General features: G+C 64.8%; 23 protein-coding genes and 1 pseudogene. 11 read left to right on the top strand and 13 right to left on the bottom strand.

Annotation, left to right across the window (positions count from 1 at the left end; translation table 11 throughout):
* Window positions 1-268 precede the first annotated feature (268 nt).
* The 4 genes from pssA (at window position 269) to GPT33_RS02830 (ending at window position 3,774) form a co-directional block, all read left to right on the top strand.
* Complete coding sequence (gene pssA, locus GPT33_RS02845; protein ID WP_296805742.1) at window positions 269-1,021, top strand: CDP-diacylglycerol--serine O-phosphatidyltransferase; 753 nt, start codon at window positions 269-271, stop codon at window positions 1,019-1,021.
* A gap of 259 nt (window positions 1,022-1,280) precedes the next feature.
* Complete coding sequence (locus GPT33_RS02840) at window positions 1,281-1,499, top strand: hypothetical protein (protein WP_296805740.1); 219 nt, start codon at window positions 1,281-1,283, stop codon at window positions 1,497-1,499.
* A 3-nt stretch (window positions 1,500-1,502) separates the two neighbouring features.
* The gene (locus tag GPT33_RS02835; RefSeq protein WP_296805738.1) at window positions 1,503-2,669 is read left to right on the top strand and encodes a hypothetical protein; all 1,167 of its coding nucleotides are present in this window, start codon (window positions 1,503-1,505) and stop codon (window positions 2,667-2,669) included.
* A 292-nt stretch (window positions 2,670-2,961) separates the two neighbouring features.
* Window positions 2,962-3,774 (top strand): UDP-2,3-diacylglucosamine diphosphatase, encoded by an 813-nt coding sequence (locus tag GPT33_RS02830; protein WP_296805736.1) that lies wholly within the window; start codon window positions 2,962-2,964, stop codon window positions 3,772-3,774.
* Between the two features lie 16 nt (window positions 3,775-3,790).
* On the opposite strand, the gene ampD is transcribed toward GPT33_RS02830, so the two are convergent.
* Entirely contained in the window at window positions 3,791-4,405 is a 615-nt protein-coding gene (ampD, locus tag GPT33_RS02825) for a 1,6-anhydro-N-acetylmuramyl-L-alanine amidase AmpD (protein WP_296805734.1), read from the bottom strand.
* Between the two features lie 344 nt (window positions 4,406-4,749).
* On the opposite strand from ampD, the gene GPT33_RS02820 reads away from it, so the two are divergent.
* Window positions 4,750-6,879, top strand: a complete 2,130-nt coding sequence (locus GPT33_RS02820) for a DUF1631 family protein (protein ID WP_296805732.1) — start codon at window positions 4,750-4,752, stop codon at window positions 6,877-6,879.
* Window positions 6,872-7,761 (top strand): annotated as a pseudogene (nadC, locus tag GPT33_RS02815) (carboxylating nicotinate-nucleotide diphosphorylase). Before GPT33_RS02820 ends, nadC begins: the two are co-directional and overlap by 8 nt.
* 78 nt (window positions 7,762-7,839) lie before the next feature.
* Here the strand turns inward: nadC and GPT33_RS02810 are convergent.
* The 3 genes from GPT33_RS02810 to GPT33_RS02800 form a co-directional block, all read right to left on the bottom strand.
* Window positions 7,840-8,184, bottom strand: a complete 345-nt coding sequence (locus GPT33_RS02810; RefSeq protein ID WP_296805730.1) for a chaperone modulator CbpM — start codon at window positions 8,182-8,184, stop codon at window positions 7,840-7,842.
* Between the two features lie 3 nt (window positions 8,185-8,187).
* Window positions 8,188-9,114: a DnaJ C-terminal domain-containing protein gene (locus GPT33_RS02805; RefSeq protein WP_296805727.1), complete on the bottom strand. Its 927-nt coding sequence runs from the start codon at window positions 9,112-9,114 to the stop codon at window positions 8,188-8,190.
* Between the two features lie 107 nt (window positions 9,115-9,221).
* On the bottom strand, window positions 9,222-10,814 hold the full coding sequence (locus GPT33_RS02800) for an AAA family ATPase (protein WP_296805746.1): 1,593 nt from the start codon (window positions 10,812-10,814) through the stop codon (window positions 9,222-9,224).
* A gap of 287 nt (window positions 10,815-11,101) precedes the next feature.
* On the opposite strand from GPT33_RS02800, the gene GPT33_RS02795 reads away from it, so the two are divergent.
* The 3 genes from GPT33_RS02795 (at window position 11,102) to GPT33_RS02785 (ending at window position 14,017) form a co-directional block, all read left to right on the top strand.
* Window positions 11,102-12,652: a 2-isopropylmalate synthase gene (locus tag GPT33_RS02795; protein ID WP_296805725.1), complete on the top strand. Its 1,551-nt coding sequence runs from the start codon at window positions 11,102-11,104 to the stop codon at window positions 12,650-12,652.
* Window positions 12,653-12,663: 11 nt separating this feature from the next.
* On the top strand, window positions 12,664-13,533 hold the full coding sequence (locus GPT33_RS02790; protein WP_296805724.1) for a uracil-DNA glycosylase family protein: 870 nt from the start codon (window positions 12,664-12,666) through the stop codon (window positions 13,531-13,533).
* Between the two features lie 106 nt (window positions 13,534-13,639).
* The gene (locus GPT33_RS02785) at window positions 13,640-14,017 is read left to right on the top strand and encodes a sulfur globule family protein (protein WP_296805721.1); all 378 of its coding nucleotides are present in this window, start codon (window positions 13,640-13,642) and stop codon (window positions 14,015-14,017) included.
* Between the two features lie 230 nt (window positions 14,018-14,247).
* Here GPT33_RS02785 and GPT33_RS02780 read toward each other — a convergent pair whose 3' ends face one another.
* The 5 genes from GPT33_RS02780 to GPT33_RS02760 form a co-directional block, all read right to left on the bottom strand.
* Complete coding sequence (locus tag GPT33_RS02780; RefSeq protein WP_296805719.1) at window positions 14,248-14,775, bottom strand: phosphatase PAP2 family protein; 528 nt, start codon at window positions 14,773-14,775, stop codon at window positions 14,248-14,250.
* Window positions 14,747-15,982 (bottom strand): glycosyltransferase family 1 protein, encoded by a 1,236-nt coding sequence (locus tag GPT33_RS02775; RefSeq protein WP_296805717.1) that lies wholly within the window; start codon window positions 15,980-15,982, stop codon window positions 14,747-14,749. Before GPT33_RS02775 ends, GPT33_RS02780 begins: the two co-directional genes overlap by 29 nt.
* Window positions 15,972-16,838, bottom strand: a complete 867-nt coding sequence (locus tag GPT33_RS02770; RefSeq protein ID WP_296805715.1) for a lysophospholipid acyltransferase family protein — start codon at window positions 16,836-16,838, stop codon at window positions 15,972-15,974. The genes GPT33_RS02775 and GPT33_RS02770 overlap by 11 nt, the downstream gene beginning before the upstream one ends.
* A gap of 4 nt (window positions 16,839-16,842) precedes the next feature.
* A complete protein-coding gene (locus GPT33_RS02765) occupies window positions 16,843-17,610 on the bottom strand; it encodes a GNAT family N-acyltransferase (RefSeq protein WP_296805713.1) in 768 nt (255 codons plus the stop codon).
* Between the two features lie 129 nt (window positions 17,611-17,739).
* A complete protein-coding gene (locus GPT33_RS02760) occupies window positions 17,740-18,396 on the bottom strand; it encodes an HAD family hydrolase (RefSeq protein ID WP_296805711.1) in 657 nt (218 codons plus the stop codon).
* Window positions 18,397-18,668: 272 nt separating this feature from the next.
* Here GPT33_RS02760 and GPT33_RS02755 point away from each other — a divergent pair, with 272 nt between their 5' ends.
* Together GPT33_RS02755 and ptsP are read left to right on the top strand one after the other, a co-directional pair.
* Window positions 18,669-19,208 (top strand): RNA pyrophosphohydrolase, encoded by a 540-nt coding sequence (locus GPT33_RS02755; protein ID WP_296805709.1) that lies wholly within the window; start codon window positions 18,669-18,671, stop codon window positions 19,206-19,208.
* 98 nt (window positions 19,209-19,306) lie between these two features.
* Window positions 19,307-21,568, top strand: a complete 2,262-nt coding sequence (ptsP, locus tag GPT33_RS02750; protein WP_296805744.1) for a phosphoenolpyruvate--protein phosphotransferase — start codon at window positions 19,307-19,309, stop codon at window positions 21,566-21,568.
* Between the two features lie 26 nt (window positions 21,569-21,594).
* Here ptsP and GPT33_RS02745 read toward each other — a convergent pair whose 3' ends face one another.
* Genes GPT33_RS02745 through GPT33_RS02730 form a run of 4 tightly spaced genes read right to left on the bottom strand, consistent with a single transcriptional unit; the run spans window position 21,595 to window position 25,828 of the window.
* On the bottom strand, window positions 21,595-23,022 hold the full coding sequence (locus tag GPT33_RS02745) for an FAD-linked oxidase C-terminal domain-containing protein (RefSeq protein WP_296805707.1): 1,428 nt from the start codon (window positions 23,020-23,022) through the stop codon (window positions 21,595-21,597).
* A complete protein-coding gene (locus GPT33_RS02740; protein WP_296805705.1) occupies window positions 23,003-23,611 on the bottom strand; it encodes a BON domain-containing protein in 609 nt (202 codons plus the stop codon). The genes GPT33_RS02745 and GPT33_RS02740 overlap by 20 nt, the downstream gene beginning before the upstream one ends.
* A gap of 19 nt (window positions 23,612-23,630) precedes the next feature.
* Entirely contained in the window at window positions 23,631-24,029 is a 399-nt protein-coding gene (locus GPT33_RS02735) for a YraN family protein (protein WP_296805704.1), read from the bottom strand.
* Window positions 24,026-25,828 (bottom strand): penicillin-binding protein activator, encoded by a 1,803-nt coding sequence (locus GPT33_RS02730; RefSeq protein ID WP_296805702.1) that lies wholly within the window; start codon window positions 25,826-25,828, stop codon window positions 24,026-24,028. Before GPT33_RS02730 ends, GPT33_RS02735 begins: the two co-directional genes overlap by 4 nt.
* Between the last annotated feature and the right edge of the window lie 48 nt (window positions 25,829-25,876).

Below are 25,876 nucleotides of genomic sequence, written 5' to 3'. Positions count from 1 at the left end.
ACGCTTGTCGTCACTGGGCAGTGGCGGCTTGACTTGCTGCAGACTCATCTCCCCTCCGATTCAATGGGCCATGGTTGGCGAGCGATCGAGTCGTCGACGCCGATGCGACCGAACCATGCCACAAGTCTATGACAGATGGATAGCCGGACGAGGGCCTTCTTTTCGCGCACTTTCGGTGCGCCCGGTGTCTCCGCGCTTCCTTTCGGTGCCGCCTCGCTCCCGGCTATACTCGCGACCCGACCAGACGGCCGCCAACGAGAACGATCCAATGGACAACGTGCCTGCCACCCGAAAGCGACCACGCGGAATCTATCTTCTGCCCAACCTCTTCACGACGGCCGCGCTCTTTGCGGGATTCTACGCGGTTCTCGCTGCCACGCAGGGTCGTTTCGAGGCTGCTGCGCTGGCCATCTTCGCGGCCCAGGCGCTTGACGGGATCGACGGGCGCGTGGCCCGTATTACTCAAACCCAAAGCGATTTCGGTGCCGAGTACGACAGCCTCTCTGACATGGTGGCCTTCGGGGTCGCACCGGCGTTGGTTGCCTATCACTGGGCCTTGGGCGGGCTCGGCAAGGTTGGATGGCTTGCCGCCTTCGTCTTCACCGCCGCCGCGGCCTTACGCCTCGCGCGTTTCAACACGCAGGTTCGGATTGCCGACAAACGTTACTTCCAGGGCCTCGCCAGTCCGGCGGCCGCGGCGATCATCGCAAGCGGGGTCTGGATCGGCGCCGACACGGGGATCGCCGGGGCGGACGTCGCCTGGATTGCGGCCTTCCTCACCGCAGGTGCGGGTTTGCTGATGGTGAGCAACTTCCGCTACTTCAGCTTCAAACAGCTCAACTTTCAGGGCCGCGTCCCGTTTCTCTTGGCCGTCGCCGTGATGCTTGGCTTTGCCGTCGTCTTCATCAATCCGCCGCTGATGCTCTTTTTGATGGCGACGACCTATGCGGTTTCGGGGCCGGTTTGGACCCTAATGCGACTGCGCAAGAGTCGAGCGCGCCACCGGCGCGAGCGGCGTTGAGCACGGCCTGAGCCGTCTGATCGGGAGCCGTCTGATCGGGAGCCGCCCGGGATCCACCTGATCGGGATCGGTTTGCGCCCGACGATCGTCATCGGGCCGATGTATTTCGGCGCTGTGCTTTGCTGGGGTTCAGAAACTGCTACGATACAAGTCTTGAATTGAGTGACCGACCAACCCCAAACGGACCGATCCGGTTGGCTGCTCGCGCCCTCGAGGACGCTGTGACGGGCAACACCAGATCGACCTCCGGAGGGGCAACATGAACGAGACGTCCAAGAAGAAGCGGGGCCTGCTGCGCCGTCTCGGGTCGGCGTTGGCGAAACGGCTGGTTCCGCGCGTCCCGGACGAGGTCTCGTGCTGCGAGTTCGATTGCCGGCGGGCGGAATGCGTCGGTGGCGATTGGGAACGCTGCCGTTTGCGTCTGGACTACGCCGAACGACTCCGCGAGCGGCGCATACAAGACCAAGAGCAAGGCTGAGCGATGTCTTCGGGTCCGCGCGAGATCGTCACCCCCTTTCGGCCCATCCCGCTGGACGTTCCGGCGGGTCTGACGCCGAACGAGTTCTTCAACAGCGCCGAGAACCTTCGGGATCTGGTTCAGAACAACGGTCTGCTGCGCAACCAAGAGGATCTGCTGCTCTACCGTAAGGCGTTGGGGCACTCCACCGAGCTGGATTGCTCGATTATTTACGACACCTCCAAACGCATCCTCAACCCGCTCGGCCGTCCGGTTCGCCGGACCCAGGTCTCGCCGTCGGTGAAGCGCGTGTGGAACCGAATGAATCGGATCATCATCGAGGAGATGCTCGGGCGCTATCCGGATCCGGGCAAGGCGCTGGTGATGGCCGGCGAGGCGAGTCTGGATGCGACCTGGCCGTTGACCTCGCCGGGCGTGCCCAGCATCCGCATGCTGCACAACCACTTCATCGTCTTTCCGATGGAGCAGTTGCGCGCGGCCCCGCTGGCCGATCCGAGCCACCCCAATTTGACCGACGGGGGTCAGCACAGTCTCTTTCAGGCGCACATGCGCGATGTCTACCGCCGCTTCTTCGACGAGGCGCTGGACCTGCGCATCCTGCGGACGGTGCATACGGATGAGTCGCGTCTCGCCCTTACCGGCTATCCGGAGGGTCTTCCCTGCTGGGAGATACAGGGTGGGGTCGCGGCCCTCGGCGACATCGCCTTTTGGGCGGAGTACGACGAGATCCTCCGTGGTTTTCTCGACTTCTACCGCACCTTCTTCTCGCAGGTGTCGAGCCGCAATGCCGAGATCCTGCGGGACGTCTTCTTCCCGAGTCAGATCGAATCCGTTCTGCTCTTCGACAACGCCTTCATGCAAAGCGCGAAACGGGTCCGCGATCGTTGTCTCGGCGACCCCGCTTACGCGAGCTCGATCCGCTGGGAGCCGGCCTTCAAGCAGCTCATCTTTCGGCACGACTCCGGCCGCCTGATGCTGACCATCAGTCAGAACTCGATCGGCAACGCGATCACCGAGCTGCTCGGCGTCGTGGTGAAGCGCGTTCCGGACCGTGCCGCCTACGAGGCGTGCGAGCCGGCGCTCATCGAGCGTCTGCTCGAGATCAGACGTCTGCTCGCCGCCGCCGACCTCGGTGAGGGAATCGCCACCCCGCATTGGGGCGCGGACTGAGGCACATTCCGGAAACCGTTACGGCAATCTGCGCATCGGAGGGCTCTACGCCGCGAGGGCCGTCGTTTGTGCCGAGCCGTGCGAGGCACTGATTAGCGTCGGCGCAAGTTCGGCTTCCTATCGTCAGCACAATGGGTATGGAGTGATCGGGTTGCTCGGGTCGGCGCTCCCGGGCCGATCGGCATTGCGCCGTCCGCCAAAGATTTCATCGCATCTTCACGGTTCGTCAATATCCCGGCAATCGCGCGCGGAGATGATATCCCGACGTTGATGGCTCGAGGCCGGCGATACGATGACCGACATCAAGCGCATGAATCCACTGAAGTATCGGAGTATTTTCATCTCCGATGTCCATTTGGGCTTTCGAGGGTGCCAAGCCTCTCTCGTGCTCGATTTCCTGCAATCGACCGAGTGCAAGCAGTTGTACTTGGTCGGCGACATCGTCGATATCTGGGCGATGAAAAACGGAGTCTATTGGCCCGAGGCCCACAATCAAGTGGTCCGCGAGGTGCTCGACAAGGCCAAGCGGGGGACGGAAGTCATCTACACACCCGGCAATCACGACGAGCTGTTCCGCACCCATCTCGGTGCCGATTTCGGCAACGTGGCCGTTCGCGAGGAGGTCATTCATACGACTGCCGACGGTCGTCGCTTCCTGGTGATGCACGGGGATGCGTTCGATGCCGTGGTTCAAAACGGCAAGTGGCTCGCGATGATCGGCGCGCGTGCCTACGACGGTCTGCTGATGTTGAATGGGCTCGTCAGCCGGATTCGCCAGGGACTCGGCCTGGATTACTGGTCGTTGGCCGGGTATCTCAAGCATAAGGTCAAGAATGCCGTAAGCTATATCGGCAATTTCGAGACGGCGGTCGCAGGCGAGGCGGAGCGCCGTCAAGTCGACGGCATGATCTGTGGACATATCCACCACGCGGAGATGCGCGAGATCGCCGGTGTCGCCTACTGCAACTGCGGCGACTGGGTGGAGAGCTGCACCGCCCTCGTGGAGCACCACGACGGTCGCCTCGAATTGCTGCGCTGGACCGACGCCTATCCCCAGCCTGCGTCCATCGAGCAGGAGCGTTTCGCGCTGGCGCGTGCCGGCTAGCGGATCGGTTGGCAGGTCATCCGAGCGGCAGGTCCGGAGCAACCGCTCGGCCTTCGCCGCGAATCGAGCTTCGATAGCGATTCCAATCGAACGCCGGCCCGGGGTCCGTCTTGCGACCCGGGGCAATCTCCGCGTGTCCCGCGATCCGGTCCTCGGTGATCGCGGGGTAGCGGCGGAGGATTCGCCGTGTGCACTCGGCAAGGCGCACGTATTGTGCGTCGGTGAACGGGATGTCGTCGGTCCCCTCCAGCTCGATCCCGATCGAAAAATCATTGCAGCGCTCCCGCCCCGCGAACCGCGAGACGCCCGCGTGCCAGGCACGTTGCTCGAAGGCGACATACTGCAGGAGCCGGCCGCTGCGCCGGATCAATAGATGTGCCGAGACGCGTAGACCGGCGATCGCTCGGAAGTAGGGGTGCGCGGCGGGGTCGAGGCAATCCAGAAAGAGATCGTCGATCCAATCGCCCGAAAAGTCGCCCGGCGGCAAACTGATGTTGTGGATCACCAGCAGATCGATGTCGGTGCCGGGCGGGCGGTCGTCCTGGCTCGGCGAGGGCCGCCGCTCCGCGCCCGCGAGCCAGCCCTGGCTGTCGATGCCCGCGTCGACATAGGTTTCGTCGTCGAGGTTCATGCGGGCGCCGGAACGGGTGTACACAAGGGCACCGCCGCCCGGATCGGTCCGCGCGGATAACGCGCTGCCGGTGTTCGGGCGTCGACCGGGGCCAGGGGGCGTCTAGGGCCGCATCGGTCTCGGGATTGCGGGGTGCGTCGGCCGGGCATCCGTCGATGCAAGGTGACACCGACCCCTTCATTGCTTACCATCGCCACAACATATTCCATCGGTTCCTCGAGGTTTGCCGGCCGCCCGTGCCTCGGTCCATGATGGTGACATGACCGGCAATCGGCGTCGAGTTTCACTTGATCAAGTCCCCGCGAATCCACCCAGCGTCCGGTCCCGGCGGCGATGCTTTGATCATGCGCGGGCGCTTCGTAGCCGACAGCGCGCGTCTGCTCGGCGACCGCCTGCCGTCACTTTGGAGCGCATTGTTTGCGAAGCTCGACGACGCGCTGCACGATCTCGCCGACAAGTCCACCAACGATTTGAGCTATCGCGTCTATTTCGATGCTCGCGAGATCCTCGTCAAACAGCGTCAGCGTCTTCAGATCGAGTTTCTGCGGCGCGTCACGCAGGGGGCAGGCGATCTGGTCGGCCGGAATCGCGAGCCCGAGTCCAAGCATGGCAAAGGAGCCGGCGCTGAGTCGCGATTCGGCGATCTGGCCTTGATCGCGCAGTCAGAGCTCGAGGAGATTCTGGCGACGGAAAACCTGGTCTCGAAGGCGGAATCACGTTATCGCATCGAGTTGATGGAGTTTGATCGGCGTTTTGCCGCCTTGATGGGCTGGGGTGAGGTCGGTCTCGAGGAGAATCCGTTCGGTCCGTCCGCCCTATGCCATGCATTTCGCGACACGTTGGCCGCGCTGCCCCCGTTCGAGCCTTCCGTGAAGCTGGTCGTCTACAAGCTGTTCGATCGGCATGTCATGGACCGGTTGGACGAGTTCTACCGCGGTTGTCTGAGGCAGCTTGATCCCGCTGCGTCCGAGATCCTCCCTGCCTCGAGACCGCATTCGACATCCACACCCCTGTCGACGCACGGCATGTCCGGCCCGCGGGATCGACCGGACCCGCCCCCGGAGACCCTTTCGATTCCATTCGATGCATTGCGGACCTTGCTCTCTCGCCAGCGACCGAGCAGTGCCCCGCGTAGCGATAGCGGTCGGGTGAGGATCGCGACGGCCGAGCTACTGTCCTTGTTGGACAATCTCGGTGTTGCTCCCGACCCGGCAGTCGGGTATCCGGCGTCGGAGTCGTTCCTGCGTGCGCAACTGTCCGCCGCCTTCTCGGGCGAGGATCGCCCGAGATATGCCTTGGCGGAGCGAGACGAGGACACGCTCGATCTGGTGTTTCTTTTCTTCGAGCATCTGTTGGCCGGCGGCGCCATTCCCGATCCGATCAAAATTCTAATCGGGAGGATGCAGATCCCGGTCGCGAAAATGGCCTTGTTGGACAAGGAGTTTTTTTCGAATGATACCCATCCCGCGCGGGTATTGATCAACAATATCGGCAGGGCCGCGATCGGTTGGAGCGAATCCGACGGGCGTGGCCCCGACAGCCTCTACGGGATGATCGAGCGTGTGGTCGAGCGGTTGGTGCTGGACTTCGACGGTGATCCCAAGCTGTTTGTCCGAATGGATCGGTATTTCAGAGCCTTTCGTGCGCGAGAGGATGCCCGAGCCTTCGGTGTGGTCGGCGATCCGCAAGCGGGGCCACACGCCGGCATGTCGATCGGTCTTCGCAGCTCGGGCACGCCTGTCCTCGATGCGGATCGGGCCGGCGTGTCCGTCGACCCCGCACAAGAGAGCGTCGTGGCTGCCATCGCCGATCGCGTGGCGCCGTATGCGCAGATCCCGAGTGCAGTCGAGGTCATCCTCCATGAGGGCTGGTCCCTGGTTCTGCTCGCGATCCATCGCACTCGGGGTGTGGATAGCTCGGAGTGGCAAGCCGCGCTGGAGTTGATCGATCGGCTGCTCTGGAGCGTGAGCGCGAAACGCACCGCCGAGGAGCGCCGCCAGTTGCTCCATCGGATTCCGCACCTACTCGAGACCTTGCGCCGGCAGCTCACCCGGGTGGGCTGCGACCCTCGTTTGACGGCGCGTTGGCTCGGGGAGTTGCAGAGCCTGCATCTGGACGTGCTCCAGGGCTCGGCACGCGGCGCCGTGCTGGGAAGCTCCGGCGTCGAGGCCGATCCCCCGGTCTCGGCTTCGACCCCCGTACCCTGCGGATGCGCGATCGGCGATTGGATCGATTGGGCCCGCGAGGACGTCGGACGGATCCGTCTCAAATTGGTTGCGTGGAACCCTGCGCGAGACGAGCTGTTGTTCTTCAACCGACAAGGCCAGAGTCCGACGTGTTTTTCCGCGCGGGGGCTCGCAGAGGAGATCGGGGCCGGACGGGTCTCGGTTCTCGGAAACGGCGAGACACCGCTTGCGGATCAGGCGTTGCGCACGATGTTGACAAGTCTACGGGAGGCATCCTTCGATGGCTGATTCAAAACAGGAGACGGCTGCCTCGCCCCGGGCGGTTCCCCCGTTGCGGCATCCGGACCTGCGCCTCGTCGAGACCCAGGTCCGAGCGGCGCTCGAGGAGGACGTCGGTGCCGGCGATCTCACGGCTGCTTTGTTGCCGCGCGATCAACGTGCCCGGGCGGAGTTGATCACGCGCGAGCCTGCAGTCATCTGCGGCTGCACCTGGTTCGAGGCCGCGTTTCGCTTGCTGGATCCCGAAATTGAAGTCCGATGGGAGGTTGCCGACGGCGATTGCGTCCGACCCGGGCAGCGTCTCGCCCTGATCGAGGGTCCGTCGGCAGGCCTGCTGACCGGCGAGCGCACGGCGATGAATTACCTTCAGACCCTCTCCGGGACGGCGACCCGCGCGGCGGAATTCGCCGCCGCGGTCGCCGGTCTGCCCGTTGAGGTGTTGGATACCCGCAAGACGCTGCCCGGTCTACGCGTGCAACAGAAGTACGCGGTCCTCTGCGGGGGCTGCCACAACCACCGCATGGGTCTGTTCGATGCGATCCTGATCAAGGAGAACCATATCCTCGCGGCGGGCTCGATCCCGGCCGCGCTGAAAGCTGCGGCCGTTGCGGCGGTGACGGCGTGGCGATTCAAATCGAGGTCGAGAGTCTCGACGATCTGCAAACAGCGTTGGACGGCGGGGCGGAATCGATCCTGCTCGATAACTTCGCGCTCGGGGATTTGCGTCTGGCGGTGGCGATGAGCGCGGGGCGCGCCCGCCTCGAAGCATCGGGAGGCATCACGCTCGCAACCATTCGGGCGGTCGCCGAAACCGGTGTCGATCGGATCTCAGTCGGTGCGTTGACGAAGGACGTGACCGCTGTCGACCTTTCGATGCGGTTCATGGGTTAAACCGCGTCCAGAGCGACATGCGTCATGATCACTTTGCGTTTGGCTTTGTCGTTGTCCTCGATCTCGGTTAGACGCGGTTTAACCGAGCTGGCGCGTGCGCCTTTGCCCGAGTTGGTGCTCGAGCGCGCGAAGTCGTTCGCGCAGTTGTTCCAGCTCGTCGAGCAGATCGAGCGCGAGTGCGGTCCCGGCGAGGTTGAGGTCGAGGTCGCGCTGCAGGCGCACGGCCCGGCGTGCTCGACGCACCTCCAAGCCGTCGAATCGCCAATCGTCCGGGTCTCGGCCCTTGGGCCGCAGCAGTCCCTCGGTGACCATCAGCCTCACCACGCGGCCGCTGGAGCCGCACAGCTGGGTCAGCTCGGTGAGTGTGACCATCAGCCCCTCGTCGAGCACGATCCCTTCAATACGTGTCTCGGTCTGCGTCATGGGTCAGACTCCCATCTCGGCCCTTGGATTGAAGTTTAGACGCTCGGCCATCTCGCGATAGGCTGCCTTGGCGGCATCGGTGGTTGCGGGCGGGGTCACGATCTCGAGCATGACCAGCTCGTCCCCGGCCGGCTCGCCGGGCAGTCCACGACCTTTCAAGCGCAGGCGTTGCCCGGACTGAGATCCCGGCGGGACCTTAAGGTTCACTGTTCCGCCGAGTGTCGGGACCGAAACGGACGCGCCAAGCGCGGCCTCCCAGGGCGCGATGGGCAGTCGCAGATGGATGTCCTTGCCGTCCGTGGTGAAGAGGCGGTGCGGATTGATGTCGATCTCCAGATAGAGATCGCCGGCATGGCCGCCGTTGATGCCCGGTCCGCCTTGGCCGGCCAAGCGGATCTGGCGACCCTGTGTGACGCCGGGCGGGATGCGCACGTTCAGGGTACGGGTGCGCGAAGTGACGTGCCCGTCCGGGCCGATCTCGGGGATGTCGAGACGCAGCTGGCGCGTCGCGCCGCGATAGGCATCCTCCAGGTCAATAGCGATTCGAGCGGTCTGATCCTGACCGCGGCGGCGGCGTTGACCCTGGGCTCCCGGATGAAACTCGCGTCCGAAGATGCTGGAGAAAAAATCGCTGAACTCTGCCGCTTCGTCGGCGCCGAAATGGAAGTCGTGATGGACGCCGCCGGGGGGCGGGCGAAAATCCTGGCCGGCGTGCCAGCTGCTGCCGAGCGCGTCGTAGGCGGCACGCTTCTCCGGGTCGTGCAGGACCTCGTTGGCCTCGTTGATCTCTTTGAATCTGGCCTCGGCGTCCGGTTCTTTGCTGACGTCGGGATGGAATTTTCGCGCGAGCTTGCGGTAGGCACGCTTGATCTCGGCTTGGGTGGCGTCTCGTGCCACGTCCAACGTCTTATAGTAGTCCTTGTATTCCATCGCAGCGCCTCGAAGGTTTGGCCGACACGGACTCGTGAACCTCGTGTTGTGAGCGGAGGTATGGGCTGGAGAAGGTCATTGCACGGGTCACGGTCAAGTGAACGGGCTTATTCGGGGTGCTCGGGCGGCTGCCCGTCGGCAGTCTTGCGAGCGGTTTCCATTCCGGCAAATGCGAACGCGGCGGTGTCATCGAGCGCGATGGCGCCGGGGTCGACTTGTTCCTCGGGTGCGTGTGCCTGAACTGTTCGGCCCGATGCCCAGGCGCGCAGCGCTTGAAGCTGGGCGTGCATGACGACGGACAAGGGCTGGGTGCTTGCGATCTCGCGAAGGAGACCGCCGGTGGTCAGGCCATCCCCGGCGGTCTCGTCGGCGTAGAGCGCCGAGACGATGGCCTGCTCGATGCCCGCCCCGGTGAAGCCTTCGCTCGCCTCGGCGAGCCGAGCGAGGTCGAAGCGTTCAGGATCGATCCGCCGCTTGAGTAGATGGATCGCAAAGATCTCGCGCCGCACGGGCGCGCCGGGTAGATCCACGAAGAAGAGCTCGTCGATCCGCCCTTTGCGGATGAGCTCGGGCGGGAGTCGGGAGATGTCGTTCGCTGTCGCCGCGAGGAAGACGCGGGTGTTGCGCTCGGCCATCCAGGTCAGCAGGGTGCCCAGGATGCGCCGACCGACCCCGTCGTCCTCCGTGCCGGTCGCGACGCCTTTTTCGATCTCGTCGATCCACAGGACGCAGGGCGACATGACATCGGCCGTCGTCAGCGCCTTGCGGAGGTTCTTCTCCGTTTCGCCGATATATTTGTCGTAGAGCGCGCCGAAGTCCAGGCGCAGTAGCGGCACGCCGAATTGTCCGGCAACCGCCTTTGCGGCTAGGCTCTTTCCGCCGCCCTGAACGCCCAGGAGCAACACGCCGCGCGGGTGATCCCGGGTGCGGCCGGGATCCAGGAAGGCCTCGCGGCGGCGCTCGATCCATGCCTTGAGATTGCCCAGACCTGCGACCTCGGCGAAGGAGCGGGTGTCGTACTCGAAGCTGATGGCACCCTCGGGGCTGAGCAGATCGTATTTGGCGCGCTTCACCGCTTCCACGTCCTCCCGGGTGATGGCGCCGTCGTGCCGGATTGCGTTGCGGATCAGTCGGCGCGCGTCGGACTCGGTGACGCCGAGCAGATTGCGGGCGAGTTGATCCACCGCGTCGCGACCGGTCCGGAAGCTGCGCCCGCCGGAGGAATCCTGCCAGCGCTTCGCCTCCTCGCGAATCAGACCCATGATGCGCTGGCGGTCAGGCAGGCGCAGACCGAACTGGACACTAAGATGATGCAGCTCGGGCGGGACCTCGAGCGCATGACTGACCAGCACCAAGGTACGCGGAAGGTCCGCGTAGCCTTGTGCGATCTCCTTCAAGAGGCGCACGTGCAGCGGATTGTCGAGATAGGGATGGAAGTCGAGCAGCAGATAGATGCCGCGCTGCTGTGTGGAGCGGATATTGCGTAGTGCCTCGGTCGGGTCGGCCAGGCGACTTTGCGGCTCGGTATCGAGCTCGATGCGCCGCAGCCCCTCGGTGACCGACCAGCGAAAGGCCGGCTCGGCGAGTCGCACGGCAAGCCCGGCAAACAGCTCCACGACGCGCGGTTCCTCGATCGACTCGATGAGCACGATCGGGGTGTCCGAGCGCAGCAGAATTTCCAGGTCGTGCAGGTCCGGCATCATCGCGTGCATGGCCTCCTCGGGGTCCATGGGGCGTCGGTCGTGGGTTGCCGGCCGGGCTCGGGGCTGCAATCTCCGGTCCGGGCTCCGAGCGCCGCCGTCGGCAGCTTATACAGGAACCGATACAGGTCACAAGTTTGCGAAGCGGCCGTACGGATCCGCCGAGGCCGGTCCGATCCGCCCCGAGCTCGATCGCAGAGGCACCGCCCGCGCGCGGATCGCCTACAATAGCCTCCCGAAGACCAGGTCCCTTCCTTCCAGACGACCGTCCGATTCAGAGACCCTCCATGACCTCAAAAGACCACTTGATCATTTTCGACACGACGCTGCGCGACGGCGAGCAGAGTCCGGGCGCCTCCATGACCCGCGACGAGAAGGTGCGTATCGCCAAGGCCCTGGAGCGCATGCGTGTCGATGTGATCGAGGCGGGCTTTCCCATCGCCAGTCCGGGTGATTTCGAGGCGGTCAAGGCGGTTGCCGAGACGATCAAGGAGAGCCGTGTCTGCGGGCTGGCACGGGCGCTCGACAAGGACATCGATCGGGCCGGCGAGGCGTTGGCGGGTGCAACCGCCGGGCGGATCCATACCTTCATCGCCACCTCGCCCATCCACATGCAGCGCAAGCTGAACATGACCCCGGATCAGGTGCTCGCACAAGCGGTACATGCCGTCCAGCGCGCGCGTCGCTATACGGACGATGTGGAGTTCTCGCCCGAGGATGCCGGGCGCTCGGAGATCGATTTCCTCTGTCGCGTGCTCGAGGCGGTCATCGATGCCGGCGCCGGGACCGTCAATATCCCGGATACGGTCGGTTACAACATCCCGGATCAGTTCGGGGGCCTGATCCGGACCTTGCGGGAGCGGATTCCGAACGCCGACAAGGCGATCTTCTCGGTGCATTGTCACAATGACTTGGGACTCGCCGTCGCCAACTCGCTTGCCGCGGTGCGCAACGGCGCCCGCCAGGTGGAATGCACGATCAACGGCCTGGGCGAGCGCGCCGGCAACGCCGCACTCGAGGAGATCGTGATGACCGTGCGCACCCGGCAGGACTTGTTCGATTGTCAAACCCGGCTCGACACTACCCAGATCATGAACTGCTCGCGCCTGGTCTCGGGCATTACGGGTTTTGCGGTTCAGCCGAACAAGGCGGTGGTCGGCGCCAACGCCTTCGCCCACGAATCCGGTATCCATCAGGACGGGGTGCTCAAGCATCGCGAGACCTACGAGATCATGCGCGCCGAGGATGTCGGCTGGAACGCCAATCGGATGGTGATGGGCAAGCACTCGGGTCGCAACGCCTTTCGCACGCGACTGCAGGAGCTCGGCATCGTCATGGGTTCGGAGGAGGAGCTCAATGCGGCTTTCTCGCGCTTTAAGGATCTAGCCGACAAGAAGCACGAGATCTTCGACGAAGACCTGCAGGCTTTGGTGACGGATGCGACCTTGGACGCGGCCAACGAGCGAGTGAAGCTGGTTTCGCTGCGGGTCTGCTCCGAGACCGGCGAGACACCCTGTGCGAACCTGGTGCTGGGGTTCGACGGCGAGGAGCTGGCCGGGACCGCCAGCGGCGGCGGCCCCGTGGATGCAACCTTCAAGGCGATCGAGTCGATCGTCGACAGCGGGACGGTCCTCAAGCTCTACTCGGTCAACGCCATCACCAGCGGCACCGACGCCCAAGGCGAGGTCACGGTCCGGCTCGAGCGCGGCGGGCGCATCGTCAACGGACAGGGCGCGGATACCGACATCGTCATCGCCTCGGCCAAGGCCTACATCAACGCCTGCAATAAGATCCTACAGCCGGCCCAGCGCGCCCATCCTCAGACCGGCGACGTCTGAGCCGCATGAGGATGGATGAGCGCCGACGCTTGGACTACCTTGGCGCGATGGGCGTCGATGTCTGGGTGCCGCGCCATGCCAAAGCGAATGCGGTCGAGAGGCCCGAAGAGACGGCCTTCGGTGCGCCCGCGCCGGGCCAAGCCGCCCCGAGTACAGTGTCCCCGCCCGTTCGTGCCGCGGCTCCCGAGGTCGTGCTGAATCCGGTCGCGCCGCAACCCGTCGAATCCGGACCGGTCGAGCTCGATCTGCCGGACGGTGCGTCGTCGCCCGATCCGGCGAGGATGGATTGGGATGCGCTCGAGACGGCGGTTTCCGGCTGCCGCGCCTGCGGACTCTGCGAGACCCGCGCCAATACCGTTTTCGGCGTCGGCAATCGCAACGCGGATCTGCTGATCATCGGTGAGGCACCCGGCGCGGATGAGGATCGCGCGGGCGAGCCTTTCGTGGGCCGCGCCGGCCGGTTGCTCAACCGCATGCTCGCGGCGATCGGGCTGGCTCGCGAGGAGGTGTACATCGCCAATGTACTCAAGTGCCGCCCGCCGGGGAATCGCGATCCACGCCCCGAGGAGGCCAAGCAGTGCGAGGCTTACCTCATGCGGCAGATCGAGCTGCTCGGCCCGCGCGCGATCCTCTGTGTCGGGCGCGTGGCGGCTCAGCATATCCTGCAGACGGATGCGCCGCTGGGCAGTTTACGGGGGCGTTGGCTTGCGTTTCGGGCTGGGGCGATTCCGCTGCGCGTGACTTATCATCCGGCCTATCTGCTGCGATCGCCCGCTCAGAAGGTGAAAGCCTGGGAGGATTTGGTCGAGGTAGCACGGCGTTTGCGCGAGGGGTGTGGCGAAGCAATCGATCAGGGCAATGATAAAGATCAATCTGATTGATATAACTTATTTCCTATTTAATCATTTTCTAATATAATGCATTCCGTGGGTGGCGATAAGACATCCACGCTTGCTGCCAACAATATGAATCGATTCGGAGAATAGAATGAACAAGCTTGCTACTGCCGCTGCGATCGCTGCCCTCCTCGGTGCTTCCGCTTCCGCGTCCGCTTGGTGGGGCCCGGGCTACGGCGGTTACGGTCCCGGCTACGGCTCCGGGCTCGGCGATGCCTTCAGTGACATGTTCGGCGACGGCTACGGTGATTTCAACTTCGGCATGAGCGGCGGCGGCAGTGGTCGCGGCTACGGTCGCGGTCTGGGTCGCGGCTACGGCTACGGCTACAACAACCCCTACTACGGCTATGGCGCTCCTTACGGCTACGGCGCTCCCTACTACGGCGGCGGTTATCCTTACGCCTACCCCTACGCGGCGCCGGTCGCCCCGGTGGCGCCTGTCGCTCCGGCTCAGCCTGAAGCCAAGTAAGATCGCTCCGATGGTCCGGCGCACTGCTTGTGCGCCGACACGAAAAGGCCGGGCTATCGCCCGGCCTTTTCGTGTTTCCGCGGCCTCGTTTCGTCGCTGATCGGTGCGGGACGGGGTGGAAGGGTCGACATGCGCAGCATATTTCACCAGCGTCGCCGCAGGGTTCGGTGGGCTTCGTTCCTGCTTGTTCGCCCTTCCGGCAGGTCTTGTGAAGACACCGGTTTCGAGGCTCAAGCAACCATCTGAATGCCGGTAAAGGCCAAAGCGAGTCCGATCAAGGTCGCGACCAGGACGTCGCTGGGATAGTGCAGCCCGAGGACAATCCTCGAGCTGGCGACCAGCATGGTGAAGGGCACGAGAATCCAGGCGAGCTCGGGAACATAGTAGATGGCGACGCTCGAGAAGCTCACGGCATGCAGCGTATGGCCGGATGGAAAACTATAGCGGTCGAGCGGAGGGACCAGGGCGATGATCTCCGCGGCATAGTGGCAGGGTCGTTCGCGGCGCGTGTAGACCTTGAGTGACTTGTAGAGTGCGAGCGCGACACCGCCGGTGGCAAGCATGTGGACACTGGCTTTGAGGCCGAGGAGTCCGTGCGTCATCGGCAGGATGGCGATCAAGCTGTACCAGAAGACCCCGTCGCCGAGCCGACTGATGACGGCGAAAGGGCGTTGAATCCAGCGGCGCCGTCCGCCCCGGCTCCAGGTGCGGCAAAGAGAGACTTCGATCTCATTCAGATGTTGTAGCCATAGTCGCACGGCAAGCCTCCGTTCCACGTTGTCGGTGGATGACTTGGAAGAGACGCTCCTCGACGCCCCGGATGACGCGGTCCCAACTAATCTCCTCCGCCGCGCAGCGTGCCTGCTCGCCGAGCTTTCGGACGCGCGGCAGGTCGCGAGCCAGCTCGCATCCGGCAGCGATGAACGCTGCACGATCTCCTATCGGTAATGTAACCCCGTTGCGCCAGGGATCAATGAGAGATCGAGCCGCGGCATAGTCGAAAGCGACGACCGGTAGACCGCTGGCCATGGCCTCGAGCACGACGTTCCCGAAGGTTTCGGTCAGGCTCGGAAAGAGGAACAGATCTCCCGACGCGTAATATCTGGAGAGCTCGACGCCGATTTTGGCCCCCGGACAGATGAAATCGGGGTTTTCGCGCTGGATCTGCTCGCGCCCGGGGCCCTCTCCGACCAGGATGAAGCGCGCCTTCGGTCGAGTGGATTGGATCGCCTGAAAGGCGTCCCGCGCGAGATCGAGATTCTTCTCCGGTGCAATACGACCGACGTAGAGAACCGCCAAAGTCTCCTCGTCGCCGCCCCAGCTGTGTCTCAACGCCTCGTCGCGCCAAGCGGGCGAGAAGAGATCCACGTCCACGCCGCGGCCGAAGACGTGGACATCGTGGAATCCCTCGCCCGAGAGCTCGGCTTTCAGCTCGGCAGTGGGGACTAGGGTAGCATCGGACCGGTTGTGGAAGTGACGCAGCGTCTCGGCGATTTGATGGGTGAAGAGGCCGAGACCGTAATGTTGGCTGTACTGCTGAAACTGGGTGTGAAACCCGGTCACCGTCGGGATCCCGCGACGGTGCGCGGCGGAGAGCGCGGCGTGGCCGAGCGGGCCCTGGGTCGCGATGTAGACGAGATCCGGCGCGGCGCGGCCCCAGAGGCGGCGCAGCCGCCAATAGACCGGAAGTCCGAATCGCAGACCTCGGTAACCGGGGATCGGCAGGCCGGGTACGAGGTGCACGCCGATTCGACCAAGTGTCGGTGCAGCCGGGTCGCGTTGCTCGCCGTGCTGTCGAGGGCGGATCAGCTGAATGGCGTGTCCGCGCTCGGCCAGACCCTCGGCGAGATGCCGCATGGTGTGGGCAACACCGTTGATCTCGGGGGGATAGGTCTCGGTGACGATCGCGATGCGCAGACGCCCGGGAGCCGTATCGGTGTCCCTCGGGACGATGTCAGGCGACATGAGCGATTCCGCCGGTCGGTATTGGTTCGGGTCGATCCCCGGCCGTGTTCGGATTGGCCACCGGGATCCGTGCAGGATTTGCGCGGGTCGGGGGTCGTGGCACGGCGTCCGGGCGCATGCCGAGCGCTTCGACAATCGCGCCGCGGGTCCGCTCGGCGAGCAGGCGCCGGGCGATGTTGTCTTGGTCGAGTGCCATCGGGGGGAGGAAATGGATCTCCGCGGTGAGCCCGGGGTGGCGAATGACCCGCAGCAAATGGGCGAGAAGGGTGTCGTCGCCGACGAAGGGCGCAACGGGATCGGGCATCTCGTCTGCGTCGCAGCGGTAGGCGAGAGCCACCGGTTGGATCATCAGGCCGGTCTCCTGCGCCAGCGCAAAAAGGCGAGGGTGGAATCGCAGCACGCCCGAGCCGTCGCTCGTCGTCCCCTCGGGAAAGAGCATCAAGGTCCGATCTCGTCCGATCTTGCGTAGCTTCCCGGCGAGCTCGTCGATGCGGATTGCGCCGCGCTCGACGAACAGCGTTCCCGCGGTGACGGCAAGCCAGCCGATCAGTGGCCAATCGCGCACCTCGGCCTTGGAGAGGAACGCGATCTCGCCTTGCGCGCCGACCACGGGGATGTCGAGCCATGAGATATGGTTGCCGATCAAGAGGCAGCCGGGCTGCGCGCAACCGAAGACCCGAATCCGGATGCCCAGGATGTCGCAGAGTCCTCGGTACCAGCGCCGGGTCATGTCTGCGATTCGTGCCGGTCGCCGGCCGAGTCGCGAAAGCAAACCGATGTAGAGGGCGAGCGTCGCTCCCTTGCTCAGGTGAGCGAGGATCAATGCAAGCCGCCGATTCGAGCGTACGCGGCTCATCGCGTCACAGACTCGCGGTGCGATCGAAAAAGTGCCGCGAATAGGTCGGATTCAGCGCATCCACATCGAGCAGCATGAGCACATCCGCCACGCCGAAATCGGGGTCGCGGCAGGGCTCTCCGCAGACCTTTGCGCCGAGTCTTACGTAAGTGCGCAGCAAGGCCGGCAGCGGTGCATCAAGGACATCGTCGGGCACCTGTGCGGTGCGCAGCGGCACCCGCGGGACCACGCGCAACTCGGGTGAGACCATGGCGTGTCGCCGCAAGCGGTTCATGATGGCTGCGGCCTGGATGTCGTTCTCGCCGAGCGGCATGCTGGCGCAGCCGAACAGATAATCGAATCCGTGCAGCTGGATGAACCCGGCTAGCCCGGACCAGAGCACGGCGATCGCGGTGCCTTGTCGAAACTCCGCCGAGATGCAGGTCCGACCGACCTCGAGGAGGCGACCCTTAAGCCGGGGGATCGCCCCCAGGTCGAACTCGCTCTCGGAATAAAACCGACCGATGCGCGCGGCGGTGCGGTCGGTCAGGATTCGCGTGCAGCCGACCACCTCGCCGGTGCGCGTATCCCGCACCAAGAGATGCTGGCAGAAGGCATCGAGATCGTCCACGTCCAGTCCGCTCGTGCCCGTCTTCAGCTTTGCGCCCAACTCCTCTCCGAAGACCCGGTACCTGAGGGCTTGTGCCTCGCGGATCTCCGACTCGGACGCGGCGAGCTCGACGAAAAGGCGTTCGCCGCGCTTGGCGGTCAACGCAGACGCAGTCGCAACCATTGCATGCCCTCGGAAAAAGAACCATTGCGTGGAGGGCCATCATAGATTCGGAGTATTGCGGGCGTATGTGGGCTGCGTGACGTCGATGTGAACGCCGCTGCGGAGCGCGGGCGGCGTTGCCCCCCGCGTTCAGGGTCGCAGCGAAATGACGGGCCACCCGCGCGACAGGGCTGTTTCGCGCAGCCGCGGGTCGGGGTCGACCGCGACGGGCCGATCAACGCGTTCCAGGAGGGGGAGATCGTTGTGGGAGTCGCTGTAGAAGCTGCTCCCGCCGAGATTTTCGCGATGCTCGCGCAGCCAGGTGTCGAGCCGCTCGACCTTTCCCTCGCGAAACGCCGGTCGGCCGGCGGGTTCGCCGGTAAAACGTCCGTCCTCCTCGGCCGGTAATGTCGCGATCAGGTGCGCGATTCCGAAGCGCTGCGCGATCGGAGCCGTGACGAAGGCATTGGTTGCCGTGATGATCATGAGCGTGTCCCCGGCCTCGCGGTGCGACTCGACGAGGTCTTTGGCTGCCGGGAGCATGATGGGCGCGATCAGTTCGGCGACAAAACGCTCGCGTAGTGCCTCGAGATGCGCGCGCGGGTGCTCGCGCAGCGGGCGCAGCGAGAACCTCAGGAATTCCCGGATATCCAGGGTCCCGTCCTTGTATTCGCGGTAGAAGCGCTCGTTCTCGCTCTCGTAATAATCCGCATCGACGACGCCCTCGGCGGCGAGGAAGCGACCCCAGAGATAATCGGAGTCGCCTGCCAGGAGGGTGTTGTCCAGATCGAAGATTGCCAGCGCCATGTCCTTGTCCTTCGGTTGATGTCTCGCGGCGCGGTGCGGACGCCCTGCTCGGGCGCCGGTTTCTTGCCGCGCATCGCCGGATGGTCACGAAATCATACCGGGGTTTCAAGCCGGGGCGGATGACTTCGCCCGGTGCACCGCGAGGGGCCTCCGATGGGTTTCCGAGGGTATGCGAAAGCCGTTGAATGGCAATCGCTTATACAGCTGTCTGCTTGCCGGTCATGCGCCGGATGTGGAAGAATGAGGCAACACGGCCTCACGGACTCGGTTCCTTGATCGATCACGACGGTTTCAGACCCAACGTCGGCATTATCCTGAGCAATCAGGACCGACGTCTATTTTGGGGTCGTCGGGTCGGCCAGAATGCCTGGCAGTTTCCGCAGGGCGGGATCCATTCGGACGAAACGCCGGAGCAGGCCATGTATCGCGAGCTCGAGGAGGAGGTCGGACTTCAGTCCCGGCAGGTCACCATCCTCGGCTGTACCCGTGGTTGGCTCAGGTATCACCTTCCCAAACGCTACATCCGACGGCATTGCGGTCCGACCTGCATCGGCCAGAAGCAAGTCTGGTTCATGTTGCGGGTGGATTGCGGTGAAGACGCCTTCTGCTTGGATAAGACCGATAAGCCTGAGTTCGACGCTTGGCGCTGGGTCCGCTACTGGCAGCCGCTGCACGAGGTGGTCTATTTCAAGCGCCGCGTCTACATGCAGGCGCTCGAGGAGCTCGCCCCGAGCCTTTACCCGGAGGGTCCGCCCGCCCGCGAGGACGTGCAGGCTCGGGCGGTCGGCTTGATGCATCAGCGCGGACGATGACGGGCCTCGCGGCGGAGCATCTCGAGCGAGGGTCGGTCGGGCTCGACGGCGGCGGCACGGTTGCCGGATCCGCGGCGACTCCGGGGCAGGCCTCTCCCATGCTCGAATCGCTTCGCCGCATCGTGCAGGAGGTCAACAATGCCCCCGACCTCGAGCGCGCACTCACCATCATCGTCCAGCGCGTAAAGCACGCGGTCGGGGCCGACGTTTGCTCGGTCTACCTCAACGACTTCGACAACCGTCGGCATGTCCTGCATGCGACCGACGGGCTGCGCGCGAGGGCGGTCGGCCGGGTGAGGTTGGAGTTGGGCCGAGGGCTGATCGGGTTGGTCAGCGAGCGCGCCGAAACGATCAACCTGGACGACGCGGTCAATCATCCGCGCTACCAGCGCATCACGGACACCGGAGAGGAGCAATATCACGGTTTCCTCGGTGCGCCGATCATCCAGAATCGCAAGGTACTGGGTGTGCTGGTCCTGCGGCAGCGCGAAAAACGCCACTTCGGCGACGACGAGGTGACCTTCGTCGTCACGCTGGCGTCGCAGCTGGCCGGCGCCATTACCTTTGCGCGCACCAACGGCGAGTTGGCCCGTCTTCAGGACGACGGGATCCCGCAACGCTTCCTTCCGGGGCTGCCGGCATCGCCCGGCATCGGCATCGGGACCGCCGTGGTGGTCTACCCGCCGGCCGATTTGAACGCCGTTCCGGATCGGCGTGCCGAGAACCTCGACAACGAGGCCAAGGATTTTCTCGGTGCGGTGGAGCATGTGGCCGAGGACCTGGACCGCTTCGCGGTGCGGACTCAAGCGCATCTCAGTGCCGAAGACATGGCCTTGTTCGACGCTTGGCGCCTGATGCTCGAAAGCGACACCTTGATCGACGGAACGCTCTCGCGGATTCGAGCAGGCAATTGGGCACCCGGGGCGCTGCGCGAGACCATCGCCGAGCACGCGAAGGTGTTCGACGACATGGACGACGCCTATCTGCGCGAGCGTGCCTCCGACGTGCGCGATCTCGGTCGCTGCATCCTGACCCATCTGCAGAAGCTGACTGCGGCGCCGATCCAGTACGTGCCCAATACCATCCTGGTCGGGGACGAGCTCAGCGCCATGCAGATCGCCGATGTCCCGCGTGAGATGCTGGCGGGGATCGTCTCCACCACCGGCTCGGGCTCTTCGCATGTCGGCATCCTGGCGCGCGGAATGGGCGTGCCGGCGGCGATGGCTGTGGCCGACTTGCCGGTCGGGCGTGTCGAGGGACGCGAGCTGGTGGTGGACGGTTACCGCGGGCGGGTCTATGTCGCACCCGGCCCGACCGTTCGCGCCGAGTATCAGCGTCTCGCCGAGGACGACGCGGCCTTGACGAGCGAGCTCCAGGCATTGCGCCATCTCCCGTCCGAGACCACCGACGGTTACTTGGTGCCGCTCTATCTGAATACGGGCTTGGTCTCGGAGGCACGCCCTCTCGGCATCGAGGAATCGGCCGGCGTGGGACTCTACCGCACCGAGCTGCCCTTCATCGTGCGCGATACCTTTCCGGGCGAGACCGCGCAGATGTCGAACTATCGGCGGGTGCTTGAGCTGTTTGCCCCGCGACCCGTTACCATCCGGACACTGGACATCGGCGGCGACAAGCCGTTGCCCTATTTTCCGATGCACGAGGACAACCCCTTTTTGGGCTGGCGCGGCATCCGGATTACGCTCGATCAGCCCGAGATCTTCCTCACGCAGGTTCGCGCCATCCTGCGCGCGTCCATCGGCCTGGACAATCTACAGATCCTGTTGCCCATGATCAGCACGGTCGGCGAGGTGGACGAGGCGCTGCTGCTCATCCATCGTGCTCACGAGGAGCTGCTCGAGGAAGGCTATCAGGTCCGATTGCCGCCGATCGGCGTGATGATCGAGGTCCCCGCCGCCGTTTATCAGTGCGAGGCGCTGGCACGGCGGGTCGATTTCCTCTCCGTCGGGACCAACGACCTGACCCAGTATCTACTCGCGGTCGATCGCAACAACGCCCATGTCGCAAAGCTCTACGACGAGTTCCATCCCGCGGTCTTGCGTGCACTGCTGCAGATCCTCGCGGGCGCCCGGGTTCACGGCCGCGAGGTGAGCGTCTGCGGGGAGATGGCGGGAGATCCGCTCGCGACTTTTCTCCTGCTCGGGATGGGTGTGCATAGCCTCAGTATGGGTGCGGGAAGTCTGCTGCGTGTGAAGCGCGTCATCCGCAGCATCAGTCGGGCACGGGCACGCGAGGTGCTGAAGGTGGCATTGCAATGCGAGGACGCGGCATCCGTGCGACGGCTGCTCCTGGATGCGCTCGAGGCGGTCGGGCTCGGCGGCCTGGTACGTCCGGGTAAGTAGCCGATACGGAGCCGTCCGGTTGCGGTTCAGCGATGTGTCTCGGTCGGCTCTAAGGTGGTCTCCGGAAAGCCCTTGCCGGGATTGAGTATCCCGGCCGGATCGAATTGGCGCTTGATGTCGCGCATGAGGGCGAGCACGGGCGCCTCGATCTCGCGCTCGACGAAATCGCGCTTGGCGATGCCGACGCCGTGCTCGCCCGAGAGCGTGCCGCCGAGCCGCAGCACGAGCGAAAACATTGCGTCCAGGCACCGATGCGCGCTCTCGACGGCAACCGGGTCGTCCGGGTCGATCAAGAGATTGACATGGATGTTGCCGTTGCCCGCATGACCGAAGTTCACGATCTGCACGCCGCTCTCTTGCGATAGCCGCTCGAGTCCCTCGATGAGCTCGCCCATGCGCGAGACCGGGACGACGACATCCTCGTTGATCTTTTTCGGCGCGATATGACGCAAGGCCGGCGAGAGTGCCTTGCGCGTCGTCCAGAGCGCGGCCACCTCTTCGGCTGACTCGGCCCGGCGAAGCTCGATCAGTCCGGCCTGCTGCGCGGCCGCTGCAACGGCGGCGACGGACTGATCGAGACAGGCAGCAGGCCCGTCGACCTCGATCATCAGCAGCGCCCCCACGCCCTCGGGCAGGTCGAGCCCCGCATAGCGCCGGACGGTCCGGATCGCCGCGGCGTCCATGATCTCCAAGGCGCAGGGGATCACGGGCTGCGACATGATCGCCGACACGGCTGCCGCTGCCGCGTGGATATCCGCATAGGCGGCGCGCAGCGTACGCTTGGCTTCGGGCCGGGGGGTGAGCTTCAGCGTGGCTTCGGTGATCAGGGCGAGGGTGCCCTCCGAGCCAATGATGAGCCGGGTGAGATCGTAGCCGACCACGCCTTTGGTGGTAAACACGCCCGTGCGTAGTCGCTCCCCGCGACCGCTGACGGCAACGAGTCCGAGCGTGTTCTCGCGCGGCGTGCCGTACTTGACCGCCCTCGGTCCGGCCGAGTTGTAGGCGAGATTGCCCCCGACGGTGCAGCTCGCCGCACTGGTGGGATCCGGCGGCCAGAAAAAGCCGAAGGCGCCGACCGCGCGCTGCAACTGCTCGTTGAGTACCCCGGGTTGGACGACGGCGAGGCGATCCTCCGGTGCGATGCGCAGGATGGCGTCCATGCGCTCGAAGGAGAGCACGATACCGCCTTGGTCCGGAACGGTCGCCCCGGTGGTGCCGGTGCCGCGCCCACGCGCGACGACCGGAACGCCGGCGTCGCGGCAGAGCATGACCAGCCCCATGATCTGCGCCTCGTCGGCGGCGAAGACGACCCCTCGGGGCAGTGCATGGAGTCGGCTGTTGTCGTATCCATAGGGCCAGCAATCGGCTGGATCCGTAAGTAAGCGTCCCGCGCCGGCGATCCGTGCAAGACTCTTCAGGAAACCCGAAGACAGCTCAGGTGTAGTCGTCGACATACTCGAAGAGCTTCACCACACGTTTGACGCCCGGGACATAACTGGCCTTTTCCGCCGCGGCATCGGCTTCCGTGGGGTTGACCAGACCCATCAGAAAGACCACGCCGTCGTTGGTGACCACCTTGACCCGCGTCGGGTCGAATCCGGGCAGTTTCACGCCGATCAGGTCTGTCTTGACGCGGCCCGTGATATAGGTGTCCTGGGCTTGTCGGGTCAGGTCGAGGCGCGGCCCGACCCTGATTTCGTCGACGACCCGCTGCACCTTCCCGATTCGGCTCAGCAGCGTCGCGGCCTCTTGCGCCACCTCGGTCGTATCGGCCGTGCCGGTGAGCAATAGAGTGCGGTTGTAGCTGGTGACCGAGATTTGGGAGCGTCCCCTGATCTCGGCATTGCCGATCAGGGCGCTCATCGCCTCCAGCTCGATTTGCTGATCGTCGAGGATGACGTTCGCCGGGCGTCGGTCGTGGACCGTCGCGGCGGTGCCGACGGCCGCTGCGCCGAAGAGCATCGGCGCGCACCCGGACAGGAGCGTCGCGCCGAACAGCAGCAGGGCCGCTGCGGTGCGTCGTCGAGGTCCGATCGAGCGCATGATGAGACTGGAGGGAGGCTTAAGATTCAACGGCAAAGGCATTTTTGATCCACTCGATTCGGTCCCGGCCACTGACCGCGACCACGTCGAATCGACAGGGTAACACGGTCGGGTGGGCTTGAAGGTAATGGCTCGCGGCAGCCGCTAAACGCTGTTGCTTGCGTCGATCGACGGTCTCCGCCGGGGATCCGAAGCGGTCCGAGCGTCGGTATCGAACCTCGACGAAGACCAGCGTCTCGCCGTCGCGCATCACCAGGTCGATCTCCCCGAAGCGGCAGCGGTGATTGCGTGCGATGGGTTGCAGATGCCTGCGTTTCAGATAGTCCTCGGCGAGCCGCTCCTTGGCGTCGCCGACACGGCGAGTTCCGGCTGCATCGTCCTGCGTCCCCGGGGACGGGGGACGCCTGTTGCCGCTCAAGGGGTCTCCGAGGCCGGCGTGCCGGATGGCTCCCCCGCCTCGCGCACGCCCGTCTCGCCGAAGCGTCCGAGCGCGAGCTGGCGCTGGATGCGGCCCAGCGAGTCGATCGAGAGACCGCCGGTCTGTCCCGGATAAAAGGCGCCAGGGCTTTTGGCCAGCGCGGGCAGCCGCGGGGTGATGCGATAGGCGTCGATCCCCATCGCATAGAGACGCGCCAACGGATTGGCGACCTCGAACGAGGATCCGCTCAGGCGTCGCCGCGACAGGGCGCCCTCTCCGCCACTGTCCAGCATCCAGGGGATATCGACGAAATACAGACCTGAAAGGACCCGGTCGCGGTTCGGATCGAAGACGCCGGAGTAGACGTGCGAGGTGGATATCACCGTCACCGACGACGCGGCTAGGCGGATCTGCGGATACAGCTTGTGCGCGAGCTCGTTGGTGGCGACCAGAAAGAGGACATCCGCTTGCGAGTCGCCGAGAAGGGTCGTTACCGTCTTCTCGAAGCTCCGCGCCGTCGGGTTGTAGACGGCTTCAGCCTCCAGCGTTCCGCCCAGTCGGCGCCACTGGGTGCGGAATGCACTGGCCAGACGGGCTCCCCAAGGTCCTTCGGGATACAACACCGCAGCGCGCTTCAGACCCATCGATGCGGCCTTTTTGGCGACCTCCGCGGCCTCGTTCTCGGGGGAGAGCGAGAACTGAAAAAGGTTTGCAGCGGGCTGGCTGTCGCGGGTCGTTTGATTCAGGGCCAGCGTCGGGACCGCGAGTGCAGGGCCGGCCGCGAGGCTGTCCACCGATTCCTTCTCGAGCGGACCGATCACGTAGTCTGCGCCGGCTGCCACGGCCTTTGCGTGAATGGCGCGGGCGCGCGCCGTTTGGGTGCTGTCGATGAAATCGAGCGCCGGGCGGTTGCCGCTGCTGTCGGCTCGGCTGGCGGCTTCGATGCCATCCTTTACCGATGTGGCGGCGCCCGCGAAGCGTCCCCCGCGCGGGAGCATGACCGACACGCTGTCACCCGCGGCGTACCCCCCCGATAAGATTTTGACGTAGGTTTCGGCCAACCGTGGATGGGCGGGATGGCCGAGTCGTTTGGAGTGCTCCTGGCGATAGCGGGTCTGGAACGTCGCAGGATCCGCGCCCGCGTCGCGCGCCAGGAGTGCGATTTCCGCCCAGCCTTTCATAGCTCCGCTTCCGCCGCGCGCGAGTTTGCGCAGTTCTTCGCTGCTCAGTGCGCTCAAGGTCGTGATCAGGGAGACTTGGTTCAGTAGGCGTGCCTCCTCGTTGTCGAGCAGCCGATCGAGCGCAATCAGAGACTCGGCCGAAGCGACGGGATCGTTGGCGAGACGTTGGGCCGCGGCGAGTGTACCGAGCCGTTGAATCTTCAAGTCCTTCGGCAAGGTGTGGACTTGCACGGCCTGGAGTCGCGCGATCGCATCCTTGGGGCGTCCGTCCAGGAGGGCGAGATCCGCTTCGATCAGCAGGAGTTGCTCGCGTTGCCCGATCGTGAGCGCCGGGCGCGACACCTCGCCGATGGTCTGCTGTGCCTGCCGAGTATCGCCCGCCGCGAGGTAGGCGCGGGCCGCCTTCAACTGGAGTTGCGCGCGCGCGGGCGGCGTTGCTCCTTGTGCGATGTCCAGATAGGCCTTGGCTGCCGCCTCCGCTTGTCCTTGGGCGGCGAGCGCATCGGCTTGTCTCAGCGGCTCCCCTGCCACCGGCGCCAGCACGCGCGCCTCGTCTCGAGCTGGATCGATCGCGCATCCGGCCAGCGAAACGGCAAAGACGAGAGCGATGATTGTCATCGGAGTGGACAGGGGACGGTGGTCAACGCGATTCTTGGGCATGATCCG

It is taken from the genome of Thiocapsa sp. (assembly GCF_011390875.1).
Classification (GTDB): Bacteria; Pseudomonadota; Gammaproteobacteria; order Chromatiales; family Chromatiaceae; genus Thiocapsa.
Note: the sequence above shows the minus strand (reverse complement) of the source record. Positions and strands in the feature narration are given on the sequence as shown.

What these genes read in the sequence shown, in the direction of transcription:
- pssA (WP_296805742.1), top strand. Translation starts at nt 269, where the DNA reads ATGGACAACGTGCCTGCCACCCGAAAGCGACCACGCGGAATCTATCTT.
- GPT33_RS02840 (WP_296805740.1), top strand. Translation starts at nt 1,281, where the DNA reads ATGAACGAGACGTCCAAGAAGAAGCGGGGCCTGCTGCGCCGTCTCGGG.
- GPT33_RS02835 (WP_296805738.1), top strand. Translation starts at nt 1,503, where the DNA reads ATGTCTTCGGGTCCGCGCGAGATCGTCACCCCCTTTCGGCCCATCCCG.
- GPT33_RS02830 (WP_296805736.1), top strand. Translation starts at nt 2,962, where the DNA reads ATGACCGACATCAAGCGCATGAATCCACTGAAGTATCGGAGTATTTTC.
- ampD (WP_296805734.1), bottom strand. Translation starts at nt 4,405, where the DNA reads ATGAACCTCGACGACGAAACCTATGTCGACGCGGGCATCGACAGCCAG.
- GPT33_RS02820 (WP_296805732.1), top strand. Translation starts at nt 4,750, where the DNA reads ATGCGCGGGCGCTTCGTAGCCGACAGCGCGCGTCTGCTCGGCGACCGC.
- GPT33_RS02810 (WP_296805730.1), bottom strand. Translation starts at nt 8,184, where the DNA reads ATGACGCAGACCGAGACACGTATTGAAGGGATCGTGCTCGACGAGGGG.
- GPT33_RS02805 (WP_296805727.1), bottom strand. Translation starts at nt 9,114, where the DNA reads ATGGAATACAAGGACTACTATAAGACGTTGGACGTGGCACGAGACGCC.
- GPT33_RS02800 (WP_296805746.1), bottom strand. Translation starts at nt 10,814, where the DNA reads ATGCCGGACCTGCACGACCTGGAAATTCTGCTGCGCTCGGACACCCCG.
- GPT33_RS02795 (WP_296805725.1), top strand. Translation starts at nt 11,102, where the DNA reads ATGACCTCAAAAGACCACTTGATCATTTTCGACACGACGCTGCGCGAC.
- GPT33_RS02790 (WP_296805724.1), top strand. Translation starts at nt 12,664, where the DNA reads ATGGATGAGCGCCGACGCTTGGACTACCTTGGCGCGATGGGCGTCGAT.
- GPT33_RS02785 (WP_296805721.1), top strand. Translation starts at nt 13,640, where the DNA reads ATGAACAAGCTTGCTACTGCCGCTGCGATCGCTGCCCTCCTCGGTGCT.
- GPT33_RS02775 (WP_296805717.1), bottom strand. Translation starts at nt 15,982, where the DNA reads ATGTCGCCTGACATCGTCCCGAGGGACACCGATACGGCTCCCGGGCGT.
- GPT33_RS02770 (WP_296805715.1), bottom strand. Translation starts at nt 16,838, where the DNA reads ATGAGCCGCGTACGCTCGAATCGGCGGCTTGCATTGATCCTCGCTCAC.
- GPT33_RS02765 (WP_296805713.1), bottom strand. Translation starts at nt 17,610, where the DNA reads ATGGTTGCGACTGCGTCTGCGTTGACCGCCAAGCGCGGCGAACGCCTT.
- GPT33_RS02760 (WP_296805711.1), bottom strand. Translation starts at nt 18,396, where the DNA reads ATGGCGCTGGCAATCTTCGATCTGGACAACACCCTCCTGGCAGGCGAC.
- ptsP (WP_296805744.1), top strand. Translation starts at nt 19,307, where the DNA reads ATGCTCGAATCGCTTCGCCGCATCGTGCAGGAGGTCAACAATGCCCCC.
- GPT33_RS02745 (WP_296805707.1), bottom strand. Translation starts at nt 23,022, where the DNA reads ATGTCGACGACTACACCTGAGCTGTCTTCGGGTTTCCTGAAGAGTCTT.
- GPT33_RS02740 (WP_296805705.1), bottom strand. Translation starts at nt 23,611, where the DNA reads ATGCGCTCGATCGGACCTCGACGACGCACCGCAGCGGCCCTGCTGCTG.
- GPT33_RS02730 (WP_296805702.1), bottom strand. Translation starts at nt 25,828, where the DNA reads ATGACAATCATCGCTCTCGTCTTTGCCGTTTCGCTGGCCGGATGCGCG.